Genomic DNA, 11,799 nt, shown 5'->3' with positions numbered 1-11,799 from the left:
ACCCCACGGACCACCATGACCGACGACTTCGCCCCGAACCCGATCCCCGCTGCGGCGGAGCCGGAAAAGACCCGTTGGGGGCGCGGCCCGCTGATCATCGCCTTTGCCTTTCCCATCGTCTTCGTGCTGCTGGCGCTGGGGGTGCTGGGTTTTGCGGTCTATAAGGAGCACCTGAGCGCCCCGCAAAAGACCGTGGCCGACTATCTCGACCCCGCGGCGGTGGCCAAGGACAGCGAAAAAGACTCCGAAATCGCTCGCCTGACCGCCGAACTGAACGCCCTGCGCGTGCGTCAGGCGCAGGCCTCGGCCGAAGCGCCGCAAGCGCCCACCTATGCCGACCCGACGGCGCTCAACCGCCTGTCTGAGCGCCTCGATCGCCTTGAGGCCAATCAACGCCTGCTGATTCAGGCCGCCGCTGCCGCCACCTCGGCGTCGGGTCTGCAACAGGCGGCGAAGGGCTCTCAGCCGTTTCTTTCCGAACTGGCGGACGTTGAAAAGAGCCTGACCGATACGGTGATGGTCGCACCGCTGCGGCCTCTGGCGCAAAAGGGCGTGCCCAGCGAAATCGCGCTGGCGCTCAGCTTCCCGGCCTACGCCGCCAAGGCGCGCACCGCCGCCAGCGCCAAAACCGACGACAGCTTCCTGACGCGCCTGACCAATGCCCTCAGCGGCCTGATCAGCATACGCCGCATCGACGGCGCGGCGCGCGGCCCGGATGCGCTACTGCTTCAGGCACAGGGCCGTCTGGATCAGGGCGATCTTAATGGCGCGCTGACGGTCCTCTCAACCCTGCCCCCGGCCTCGCAAGCCGCGCTCAAGCCGTGGATGACCGATGCGCGCAACCGCGTGCTGGTCGATACCACTACCCGCCGCATCACGGTCGAGGCCTTGAGCCGCCTCAGTCAGGCCAATTACAGCACGGCCAATGGTGCCGACGCCACGGCGGGTAGCGGGGCCGCCGTCGCGCCTCAGCCGGAGACTGGCCTGTGATCCGCACGCTTCTGATTCTGCTCAGCATCATTGCCCTGATCGCCATCGCCTTTGCCGCCGCCGGTGACCCCGGCACGGCGACCCTAGTCTGGCTCGGCTACCGCATCGACACTCCTGCCGCCGCTGCCGTTATCGTTATCGGCCTGCTGGCCTTTGCGGCGGTGTGCTTCTGGAATCTCGTCCTGTGGATGTCGCGCGCCCCGCAGCGCGCTGAACGCCAGCGCGCCGCCGCCCGTCGCCGTCAGGGCGAAGAGACCCTCACGCGCGGCTTTATCGCCGTCGTGTCCGGCGATGGGGCCGAAGCGCGCCGTCAGGCAATCAAGGCCGTGGATGTGCACGACAATGTGGCATTGGTGCGCATCCTCAACGCGCTGGCCGCTGAAACCGCCCACGACCCGGTGGCCACGCGCGCCGCCTGGACGGCCATGCTGAGCGTGCCGGAACTGAAACTCGCCGGCCTGCGCGGCCTGATGACCCTCGCCATCTCCGAAGGCGACCGCGCCGAGGCCATCCGTCTGGCCGGTGAAGGCTATAACCAGCCCAAACCCGCCATGTGGGCCTTCAAGACCCTGTTCGAAGCGCGCTCGACCGCCGGCGAATGGGCCGAAGCGCTCGATCTGGTCGAAGGGGCGCTGAACCGCAAGCTGGTTTCGCCGCTGTTTGCCGAACGCGCGCGCGCCGCCCTGATGGCCGCCTCGGCCGCGCATCTGGAAACCGCGCCTGAGGCGCAAATCCGCGAACAGGCGCTCGACTACGCCGTGCGCGCCGCCAAGCTTCAGCCCATGTTCGCGCCCGGTGCCGTCATAGCCGCGCGTCTGCTGGCGGCCCATAACAAGCTGGGGCGCGCCGAAGACGTGCTGGAGGCCGCCTATGCCGCTCAGCCGCACCCGGCCATCTGGCTCGCCTACCGCGATCTGGTGAACGATGAGACGCCAAAGGACCGGGCGCGCCGTCTGCAAGGGCTGATCGACCGCAACCCGCAGCACCGCGAAAGCCGCCTGCTGGAGGTCGAACGCGCTGTCCTCAGCGGCGTGCGCGCCGATATCGACCGCGCCACGGCGGCGCTTGAGGACGAACTGACCGAGGAGCGCCTGACGCGCCGCCTATGCGGCCTGATGGCCAAGGCCGCTCTGGCCGTTCAGGACGTGGACGGGGCGCGCGGTTGGGTCGCCAAGGCCTCGCTGGCCAGGGCCGAGCCCGACTGGTCCGACCTCGACCCGGAAGGCAAGGCCTTTGCCTATACGGCTTCCGACTGGACGACGCTGGTCCTGACCTATGCCGAAACGGGGGCTTTGGCGCACCCGCGCCATGAACGCGCCGAAAAGGGCCTGCCCGACGTGCCCGACATGCCGACGCGCTACGTGCCCTCCATGCCCTTCGTCAAGGCGGCGCAGAAAAAGTCAGGCCCCGCCCCCCTGCCCGACAATCTGGCCCTCAGCCCGGACGGATACGACGCGGCCATTGCCGGACACGACCTCGATGAGGCCGAAGTTGCCCCGCCGGCCCCCAAACCCCGCGCTCGCAAGACAAAACCCACAAAATAATTGCCGGTGTGGGCGCTTTGGGGCCTTGCCAAACCGCTATGGGAGCCTGTAAACAGCGCTCTCCGAACCGGGGCAGGCGATTATGCGCCTGCATCTAAGTGCCGCTTTAGCTCAGCCGGTAGAGCACCTCATTCGTAATGAGGGGGTCAGGTGTTCGAGTCACCTAAGCGGCACCACTACCTTGTCCAGCAAAATCCGCTCAAGGTTGAAAAATCCAAGAAAAACTGATACTTTAAATGCTAGTTGGCCGCCCCCGTCCGTCCCTAGTCGGACCAATTTGGGGGCCACATTGGGGGCCACTTGGAAACAGCTAAAATGCGTGGCCCCCAAAAATGTCTCTAGTCGTTACCCAGCTTAGGAATGCGAAGCCTGCTGCCAAGCCTTACAAGCTGACTGATGAGAAAGGACTGTTCCTCCTCGTTCAGCCATCAGGCGGCATGCTTTGGAGGTTTAAATACCGCTACGACGGTCGCGATGAGACAGGCCAGACCAAACGCATTGAGAAAAAGCACTTCATGAAATTCTCCTCATCCCGCAACCGGGATCTTAATTGGAAAATTCCAGTTTTAAATGGCCTCGATTTTTGGGGGGCATGTCACGTGCCTACGTCACAACACCGTTCCCGGCATATGGTTTCAAAAGACACAAATTACAGGTGAAAATTTATTCTATACTGAACCCGCGACGACCACAACCTTGGGTATTATTTCAAGATTTTACGCAGAGCGTCTCGCGTTGAATGCGAGGCTTTTCGGCATTTTCAAGGCCCGTTTAAAGAGGCGGGGTGGGGAATGAGCCTTATGGAAGTTATTATACGATATGCCGAAATCATCAAATCGGAAGAATTGTTGCAATGCATAAATATAAATACAGTTTTGAAATAATTAAAATGTGAAACAATTTACAATGAATAATACGTGTGATTTTATAGACACTTGTTTTGAAATGTAATCGTATATAACTAGTTCCAAAGTTGACGACCCGATGAATTATATGTGTCATCTGCATGACCTCTGCGAATTCCGGTCGCAGGTCGAAACACATACATAAACATTGGAGAACTTTTGTGCGAAAGAATGACATAAAGGCGTTTTTGCTTTTATCCACGGCTGTCGGGGGACTGTCGGGAATGAGCATTGCGTCCGCAGCAATGGCGCAAACCGCAGGCGAAGAAGGTGCAGTGGAGGTTGTGGTCACCGGCTCGCGCATCAAAAAGCCGAACCTGCAATCCTCCAGTCCGATCACCACGATCAGCGCGGCCGACATCAAGGCGTCGGGTGCGACCCGCGTCGAGGATATGGTCAACACCCTGCCTTCAGTCTTCGCGGCCGACGGCGCGATGCAGTCAAACGGTGCGTCGGGTACCGCGACGGTGAACCTTCGCGGTCTGGGTACGGCACGCACGCTGGTGCTGTTGAATGGCAGCCGTATGGCACCGGGCAGCCCCGTACAGCCCGCCGCCGACCTCAATCAAATTCCCGCCGCGCTGATCGAGCGCGTTGATATTCTGACGGGTGGGGCCTCCGCCGTTTACGGTTCTGACGCCATGGCCGGCGTCGTGAACTTCGTGATGAAGAAGAAGTTTGAAGGGGTGCGCCTCGACCTCAATACCAGCTTCTATCAGCACAACAACGACAGCCAATACGCTTCGGTCGTGTCCAATCGCGGTTTCGCCTTGCCAGAAAGCAATGTTGTGGACGGCAAGGCGACAGACGTCACCTTGGTCGCCGGCGTCAATAGCGAGAGCGGCAAGGGCAATGCCACGGTTTATGCCTCCTACCGCACGGTTCAGGCCCTGTTGCAGTCAGAACGGGACTATTCGGCTTGTACCCTGTCGTCCTTTACAACCTGCGGCGGGTCCTCGACCAGCTATCCGGGCCGTTTCTTCACCTCGGACTATGCGAAGAGCTATACGATCGACACGTCAGCCAATCGCCTGGCAAGCTATAGTGCGGCCACCGGTGCCTATAATTACGGCCCGCTAAACTATTACCAGCGTCCTGATGAGAAATACTCGCTGGGTGGCTTCATCACCTACGACTTCTCCGACACCCTGCATTTCAAGTCCGAAGTCATGCTGACAGACGACACATCGACGGGCCAGATCGCACCGTCGGGTATCTTCCTGTCGGAAATGAGCATCAACTGTAATAACCCGCTGATGACTGCCGCGCAGAAGACGGCTTTTTACTGCAGCAGTTCGATGATCGCCAATGGCGACACGACGACAGTCGCTATCGGTCGCCGCAATGTCGAAGCCGGTGGACGTCAGTATGAAATGAACCACACCTCTTACCGTCTGCGCGGCGAACTGACCGGGCAGATCAATGAAGTCTGGGACTTCAGTCTGAACATGCAATACGGTTCGACCAACTACAAACAGGTCACCAAAAATGAAGTCAGCCTGGAACGCGCACAAAAAGCCCTTCTGGTTGTCACCGACCCGTCCACTGGAAACGCCGTGTGTCAGTCCTATCTCGATGGTACAGACAAGAACTGCGTCCCCTACAATATCTGGTCGATAGGCGGCGTGTCTTCGGCAGCGCTGAAATATATTTCGGCGCAGGGCGTCCAGTGGGGCGGGACTGGCGAACAGATCGTTTCGCTGAATACCTCTGGCGATCTGGGAGCCTATGGGGTGAAGCTGCCCTGGGCTGGCGAAGGGGTTAAAACCTCGGTCGGGCTGGAATACCGTCGTCAATGGCTCGATTTTGATGCCGACGATAACCTGCGCAATGGTCTTCTAGCCGGTTCAGGCGGCAAGACCACGCCTGTATCGGGTTCCTATGATGTGAAGGAAGTCTTTACGGAAATGCTCGTTCCGGTCGCTCAGGACAAGACCCTGATCAAGGATCTGTCCCTTGAACTGGGCTACCGTATTTCGGACTACTCGTCTTTTGGCAAGAACGACAGCTACAAGGTGATGGTCTCTTATGCTCCGGTGGAAGGTCTCCGCTTCCGCGGCGGCTATAACCGCGCTGTGCGTGCGCCGAGCGTTACGGAACTCTACAGCGCCAACTCCGTCGGCCTGTTTGACGGGAATGATGGTTGCGGCGTTGACGACCCCTCGACCGAAACGCCGACCTACACAGCGGCGCAGTGTGCGCGCACAGGTGTAACGGCGGCTCAGTATAATAACGTTCTGTCGAGCACGGCGGGCCAGTATAACCGTCTGGGCGGCGGGAATGTTGATCTCAAGCCGGAAACCGGTGACACCTACACCTTCGGCTTTGTCTATACCCCCGACTTCCTTAAGGGGTTCAATTTGACGGTTGATTATTTCAACATCAAGATCGAAGACAAGATCAGCAGCATCGGTGCGCAATATATCCTCGATCAGTGCGCCACGACGGGCAACAGCTTCTACTGCTCCAAGGTCCACCGTGCCTCAGGTACGGGCTCTCTGTGGCTCAGTGAAGAGGGCTATATCGAAGACACGCTCTACAATACCGGTTCCTATAAGACGTCAGGCTTTGATATCGAAGCCAATTACAGCCGTAAGCTGCCGCTGGGCCGCCTGCAACTCAGCTATATGGGCACGGTGCTGGAGGAACTGGTCACCCAGGCCACCGACACGTCGGACCCCTATGATTGCGCGGGCTATTTCGACAGTTCGTGTGGCTGGTCGAACCCCAAATATCGTCATCGCGCCAAAGCGACGTGGCAGTCGCCGTGGGACTGGGACGCTACGGTGACCTGGCGTTATTTCGGCAAGGTTGATAACTTCTACGGCCCGGATACGAGCGGCACTTACGCCTCAAGCATCGATGCCTACAACTATATCGACCTCTATGCTAGCTATGCGCTGAAGTCGAATACGACATTGCGCATAGGTGTCAACAATGTGTTCGACAAAGACCCGCCCGTCCTGCCCAATTCGGACGGGACGAACGGTAACACCTACCCGCAGGTCTATGACGCCTTGGGCCGCTATGTGTTTGCGGGTATCTCCCTGTCCTTCTAGAGCGATGTGCGGAAAAGTGTGAGCGGTTTTCCGCACATCGCTCTAACCTCCGGGACCTATCGCGGGACCATCTCCGGGCTGCCGGCGGAGTGCGGTTATTCCAGCCGCCACCGCGTCCTGAAAGACTATATGGCGCGGTTCGGAGAAACCCCCAGGGAAACCCTGCGCGCGCACAAGCCTTAACCACAGGCCGGGCCTAGTGTCCTGAATCTGAAATTCGCATGTGCTTGATATCGCTCTCTGGCGAATTTCAGATTCAACAGGACACTAGCAACTTATTGTATCTATTATCATTTTCGAAATTGAAGTTCGCCCGGCTCTCGATGTCAAAATGAAGCGAACTTCAAATTCACGATACTAGAGCGGACTGATTTCTAGTGGAATCATTTCGCTCAAGCCGCCATTGAGGCGGCGGCAAAGGTGGCAAAGCCACCGCCCGGCGAGGGGCTAAACAAAAGCTGGATCATTATGTTTCTACCAGAAATCATAATGATCTAGAGGAACCGTACAGTATCGTTAATTACGGTTTAAGATATTCGCGTTATGGATGTGTAGTGCCCGCATTACCCTCAAGCCACGAGGAGCGAACCCTATGTTTGCTATGCCATCGGCTATGGGCACAGGTCCCGTCAGCCCGCCAGCTCACCACCCGACGGACGGTGCCCCCATATGAAAACGGCACTTATTCTGGAAGTTCCCAATGATCTGCACGCCAAGCTGGGCGACGCGCTTTCGAACGCGGCCATGCTTGCGCGGGTGGAAGGGGCTCTGCACACCCTGTCTGCGCAGTTCAAGGGCTGGTTGTCCGACGACATCATCCGTCTGAACAGGGCCGTTAAGGCCGCCTGTCAGACGCCCGGTGAGGCGAGCCGGCAGGAGTTGCTGAGACGCTACGGCGACCTCAAGGGCATGGGGACGACCTATGGCTATCCGCTGGTCAGCCGTGTGGCCGCCTCGGCCTGCCTCTTGCTGACGGCCAACAGCGATCTGGCGCTGACCCTGCCCCTACTGGAGGCGCACGCCGCGGCCATCACCGTGCTGGTCGATTGCGAGATCAGGGACGAAAGCCACGTGGAGGGCCAGAGGCTTGCGGACGAGCTGGAGGTTCAGGTGCAGCCGTTCCACAACCGCGTTCTCAGGCTCTGAGGTCAGACGCGGTTGGTATCCGGCTGAGTCAGCTTGCGGAAATTCATCCAGAACAGGAGGGCCCCAAGCGGGATGGACAGAAGGATGATCAGCGGCTGATAGAGGCCCAGACTGAAACGCGACGGCGGCAGGTTGGCCGTGAACAGGTTCAACGCCATACGCCCTTCCAGCCAGTTGAAGCTCATCAGCCCCACCCCCAGCAGGATCAGGCCGATCCACACAAAGCGCCAGCGCACGCGCGGGGCGGCGATGCAGATAAACAAGGTCACCGCGCAGAAGATTAGGTTGATGACCGCCAGACCCAGAAGCGCATAGTGTTCGATGCTCTGCCCGCTCAGGCGGAAGGCCGTGCGCTCAAACAGCGACGCGCGGTAGGTATTCATATTGAACCCCGCCACCGCCTGCTTCGCGGAGCCCGGTTCGACCGTCACGGTGGCGATGATCCAGCGGTCGGAAAATTCGTATTCCAGCGCCACAAACACGAAGCGCTTGCCGCTCAGGTCGCGCACCATATAGCCGACGGGCTGGATATTGCGCGGCGCTTCCTGCGGCAGGTACAGATAGACGCGCTCCATGATCAGCTCGAAATTGGCGTCGATGTAGTCGCTGTTGATCTGCGCGCGCACGGCCGGCGTGTCGCGCGTCTGCATCAGGGCGACAAAGTCCTTCGACTGCCCCACCTCCGGCTCCAGCCGCGCCAGTTCCCGCGACAGGCGCTCAGCGCGCTGACGCTGATCCAGCGTGCCGCCCAGCACATAGAGCTGGCTGACCAGCAGCATCAGGCTCAACACCGCGCCAATAATTTTCCGGAACAGACCCATCTACCCACCCGTTAACCTTTTTAGTGTTGGCACGGGCGGGAGCTTCGCAAAAGCCCTTTTTTACGGTTTTTGACGGATCGGCGGCAAAGCGTTGCAAATATCCACCGCTCCGGCCGACACTGCGAAGAAATCGTCCTTGCGGTTGGCGCGGGCCTTTACCCAGGCGGCAAAGGTCGGGCTTTGCGTATCGAGATACTGAAAAGACGGACGCTCCGTGGACGGAAGATCAGCGGCGATACGCACGGACACGATCTTTGTGCGCTCCGCCTCGGTCTTGTAGAAGCCGAGCGCCTCTGTGCCGCGCGGACGGGCACTCAGGGCGTCCATGCCCGACACGACGCGCCCGGCCATAGCCAGATTGCGGTCGAGATGGCGCGGCGCGTGCCCGATAATGGCGTAAAGCTGCGACGAAGACCCCGTATCCGGATTGAGGCCGCGCGCCACACCGACCATGCCGTAGCAATGCGGCAGCCACTGCGCCTGACCGTCCGTCGCGACGGGCCAGCCGTCCACGTGCCCGACCTGAGCCGCATAGGCGTCACGATAGGGGAGCGGGCGGAAGCCTTTGGACAGGGGCTGTTCATACTCAGCGGGCGGCTCGGCCTTTACGGCCTCCGGGTATTTCGGTTCCGGCTCGTCTGGCCAGCCCCATTGGCTGACATAATTGTCCTGAGAGCGGATAATGGCCGCGCCATCCCACCACCGGGCGCGGACGAAGGCACGGACATTGGCCACGTGCTGCGGCGAAAAGGCATTAGCCAGTTGCACCACCACCTTCGACCCATCGGCTAAAGTCATGACCATCAGGTCTTCGGCCGGTATATCTTTCCACACTGTTGCGGGCGCGGACTCCAGCACCGAGGTGGGCGTGACGGGCTTATTCTGCGCCAGAGCCTGCGAAGCTACCGCGGCAAGAAACAGTGCCAAGCTCAGTGTGCGGATGGTCATGCGTGCGTCCCCTTTAATAACAGCAGAAACCTTATCCCGCCCCCGGCTGACCGCAAGTGGAAAAATCACGCGATTGGCTGTTGCATTTTGCGACGACTAAAGTCGAATAGCCGCCGGGGCGGGGCTGTTTTACCCTCTCCCTCTGATCTTCCGCGCCATAAGGAAGACGAAGCAGCGGCTGAAGGTCAAAAAGAGGCCAAAAAAACAGGCCAAAACAACAGGAAGGACAACCCGAAATGAGTTCCGACGAGGTCTATCGTCGTATCTACGACAACCCCAAATTTCAGGCGCTGGTCAAAAAGCGCGGGCGTTTTGCCTGGACGCTGTCGGCCCTGATGCTGCTGGCCTATTACGGCTTTGTCTGCCTGATCGCCTTTGACCCGAAGCTTTTGGGTACGCGCATCCAGCCGGATGCGGTCCTCACCTGGGGTATTCCGGGCGGCATCGGCCTGATCCTACTGTGCTTCATCCTCACCGGCATCTATGTGCAGCGCGCCAATGGCGAATTTGACCGCGAAGTGCGCCAAATCCTTGAGGAGGCCGGGCAATGAAGGGCTTCTCATTCAGTTGGCGCGCCCTGTTCGGAGCGGCTCTAATCAGCGCGGTCCCGGCCATGGTGCTGGCCGATTCCATCAATGGTGAGGTGCAGAAACAAGGCACCAACTTCATCGCCATCGCCATGTTCCTCGCCTTCATCGTCCTGACGCTGGGCATAACCAAATGGGCTTCGGCGCGCTCGGCCTCGACCAAGGACTATTACACCGCCGGCGGCAAGATCACCGGGTTTCAGAACGGGCTGGCCATTGCGGGTGACTACATGTCGGCCGCCTCGTTTCTGGGCATTTCGGCGCAGGTCTTTACCTCCGGCTTTGACGGCCTGATCTATTCGATCGGCTTCCTCGTCGGCTGGCCCATCATCCTGTTCCTGATGGCCGAACGGCTGCGCAATCTGGGCAAGTTCACCTTCTCGGACGTGGCCTCCTACCGTCTGGGGCAAAAGCCGATCCGCTTCCTGTCGGCCCTGTCCTCGCTGACGGTTGTGGCCTTCTACCTGATCGCGCAGATGGTCGGTGCCGGTAAGCTGATCCAGCTTCTGTTTGGGCTCGACTACCTGATCGCCGTGGTGCTGGTGGGCGTGCTGATGGTGCTGTACGTGCTGTTCGGCGGGATGCTGGCCACCACCTGGGTGCAGATCATCAAGGCCGTCCTGCTGTTGTCGGGCGCCACCTTCATGGCCGTCATGGTGCTGAAGTCCGTCAATTTCGACTTTTCCGCCCTGTTTGAAAAGGCCGTCGAGGTGCACCCCAAGGGCGATGCCATCATGGCCCCCGGCGTGTTGATCAGCGACCCGATCTCGGCCATTTCGCTGGGTCTGGCCCTGATGTTCGGCACCGCCGGTCTGCCGCACATCCTGATGCGCTTCTTCACCGTCAGCGACGCGAAGGAAGCGCGCAAGTCGGTCTTCTACGCCACGGGTTTCATCGGCTATTTCTACATCCTGACCTTCGTCATCGGTTTCGGAGCCATCCTGCTGGTCGGCACCAACCCGGCCTTCAAGGACGCGGCGGGTGAGCTTCTGGGCGGGTCGAACATGGCGGCGGTGCACCTCGCCAAGGCCGTGGGCGGCGACTTCTTCCTCGGCTTCATCTCGGCCGTCGCCTTTGCCACCATTCTGGCCGTCGTGGCCGGTCTGGCCTTGGCGGGGGCCTCCGCCGTGGCGCTCGACCTCTATACCCATGTCCTGCGCGGCGGTAACGTCAATGAAAAGGCGCAGATGGCGGTCTCGAAAGGCGCGGTCATCGTGCTCGGTATCGTAGCCATCGTGCTCGGCATCGTGTTTGAAAAGCAGAACATCGCCTTCATGGTGGGGCTGGCCTTCTCGGTGGCGGCGGCGACCAACTTCCCCATCCTGTTCCTCAGCATGTACTGGTCAAAGCTGACGACGCGCGGGGCCGTCATCGGCGGCGCCATGGGCCTGATCACGGCCCTGACGCTCACCGTCCTGAGCCCGACCGTGTGGGTAGATGTGCTGCACCATCAAGCCGCCATCTTCCCGTACAAATATCCGGCCCTGTTCGCCATGATCGCCGCCTTTGTGGGTATCTGGCTGTTCTCGGTGACGGACACCTCCGCCAAGGCCAAGGCCGAGCGCGAGAAGTTCTTTGCCCAGTTCGTCCGTTCACAGACGGGGCTTGGGGCTTCGGAGGCCGTAGATCACTAAACCCGTGTTCGAGTAAGCGTTTGCGCACAGACTGGCCGCTCCCACCCCGGAGCGGCCATTTTTATACCAACGGCCGAAGATGCTAACCGCATCCGGCCGTTGAAGACACGAGACTGTCTCATATGTGTCAGTGACATGAGACAGTCTCGAATGGAATACCAAGAG

General features: G+C 60.0%; 10 protein-coding genes and 1 tRNA gene. 9 read left to right on the top strand and 2 right to left on the bottom strand.

Annotated features, from left to right (window positions below; translation table 11 throughout):
- Positions 1–15: 15 nt before the first annotated feature.
- The 7 genes from EM6_RS00170 (at position 16) to EM6_RS00150 (ending at position 7,644) form a co-directional block, all read left to right on the top strand.
- Positions 16–990, top strand: coding sequence for a COG4223 family protein (locus EM6_RS00170; RefSeq protein ID WP_126419472.1), 975 nt, complete (start codon positions 16–18; stop codon positions 988–990).
- Positions 987–2,534, top strand: a complete 1,548-nt coding sequence (locus tag EM6_RS00165) for a heme biosynthesis protein HemY (protein ID WP_126419471.1) — start codon at positions 987–989, stop codon at positions 2,532–2,534. Before EM6_RS00170 ends, EM6_RS00165 begins: the two co-directional genes overlap by 4 nt.
- Before the next feature lie 100 nt (positions 2,535–2,634).
- Positions 2,635–2,710: transfer RNA gene (locus tag EM6_RS00160), tRNA-Thr, on the top strand.
- 156 nt (positions 2,711–2,866) lie between these two features.
- Positions 2,867–3,193, top strand: a complete 327-nt coding sequence (locus EM6_RS17665; RefSeq protein WP_331876105.1) for an Arm DNA-binding domain-containing protein — start codon at positions 2,867–2,869, stop codon at positions 3,191–3,193.
- Between the two features lie 470 nt (positions 3,194–3,663).
- Positions 3,664–6,498, top strand: coding sequence for a TonB-dependent receptor domain-containing protein (locus tag EM6_RS00155; RefSeq protein WP_172961093.1), 2,835 nt, complete (start codon positions 3,664–3,666; stop codon positions 6,496–6,498).
- An 18-nt stretch (positions 6,499–6,516) separates the two neighbouring features.
- Complete coding sequence (locus EM6_RS17250) at positions 6,517–6,681, top strand: hypothetical protein (protein WP_172961092.1); 165 nt, start codon at positions 6,517–6,519, stop codon at positions 6,679–6,681.
- Between the two features lie 486 nt (positions 6,682–7,167).
- Positions 7,168–7,644, top strand: a complete 477-nt coding sequence (locus EM6_RS00150) for an Hpt domain-containing protein (protein WP_126419469.1) — start codon at positions 7,168–7,170, stop codon at positions 7,642–7,644.
- Positions 7,645–7,646: 2 nt separating this feature from the next.
- Here EM6_RS00150 and EM6_RS00145 read toward each other — a convergent pair whose 3' ends face one another.
- Entirely contained in the window at positions 7,647–8,465 is an 819-nt protein-coding gene (locus EM6_RS00145) for a hypothetical protein (protein WP_126419468.1), read from the bottom strand.
- A 60-nt stretch (positions 8,466–8,525) separates the two neighbouring features.
- On the bottom strand, positions 8,526–9,413 hold the full coding sequence (locus EM6_RS00140; RefSeq protein WP_126419467.1) for a peptidylprolyl isomerase: 888 nt from the start codon (positions 9,411–9,413) through the stop codon (positions 8,526–8,528).
- Between the two features lie 236 nt (positions 9,414–9,649).
- On the opposite strand from EM6_RS00140, the gene EM6_RS00135 reads away from it, so the two are divergent.
- Positions 9,650–9,964, top strand: coding sequence for a DUF485 domain-containing protein (locus EM6_RS00135; RefSeq protein WP_013478242.1), 315 nt, complete (start codon positions 9,650–9,652; stop codon positions 9,962–9,964).
- Positions 9,961–11,634, top strand: a complete 1,674-nt coding sequence (locus EM6_RS00130) for a cation acetate symporter (RefSeq protein WP_126419466.1) — start codon at positions 9,961–9,963, stop codon at positions 11,632–11,634. Before EM6_RS00135 ends, EM6_RS00130 begins: the two co-directional genes overlap by 4 nt.
- The last annotated feature ends 165 nt before the right edge of the window (positions 11,635–11,799 follow it).

Source organism: Asticcacaulis excentricus (assembly GCF_003966695.1).
Classification (GTDB): Bacteria; Pseudomonadota; Alphaproteobacteria; order Caulobacterales; family Caulobacteraceae; genus Asticcacaulis; species Asticcacaulis excentricus_A.
Note: the sequence above shows the minus strand (reverse complement) of the source record. Positions and strands in the feature narration are given on the sequence as shown.

What these genes read in the sequence shown, in the direction of transcription:
- EM6_RS17665 (WP_331876105.1), top strand. Translation starts at nt 2,867, where the DNA reads ATGTCTCTAGTCGTTACCCAGCTTAGGAATGCGAAGCCTGCTGCCAAG.
- EM6_RS00170 (WP_126419472.1), top strand. Translation starts at nt 16, where the DNA reads ATGACCGACGACTTCGCCCCGAACCCGATCCCCGCTGCGGCGGAGCCG.
- EM6_RS00150 (WP_126419469.1), top strand. Translation starts at nt 7,168, where the DNA reads ATGAAAACGGCACTTATTCTGGAAGTTCCCAATGATCTGCACGCCAAG.
- EM6_RS00130 (WP_126419466.1), top strand. Translation starts at nt 9,961, where the DNA reads ATGAAGGGCTTCTCATTCAGTTGGCGCGCCCTGTTCGGAGCGGCTCTA.
- EM6_RS00145 (WP_126419468.1), bottom strand. Translation starts at nt 8,465, where the DNA reads ATGGGTCTGTTCCGGAAAATTATTGGCGCGGTGTTGAGCCTGATGCTG.
- EM6_RS00135 (WP_013478242.1), top strand. Translation starts at nt 9,650, where the DNA reads ATGAGTTCCGACGAGGTCTATCGTCGTATCTACGACAACCCCAAATTT.
- EM6_RS00155 (WP_172961093.1), top strand. Translation starts at nt 3,664, where the DNA reads ATGAGCATTGCGTCCGCAGCAATGGCGCAAACCGCAGGCGAAGAAGGT.
- EM6_RS00140 (WP_126419467.1), bottom strand. Translation starts at nt 9,413, where the DNA reads ATGACCATCCGCACACTGAGCTTGGCACTGTTTCTTGCCGCGGTAGCT.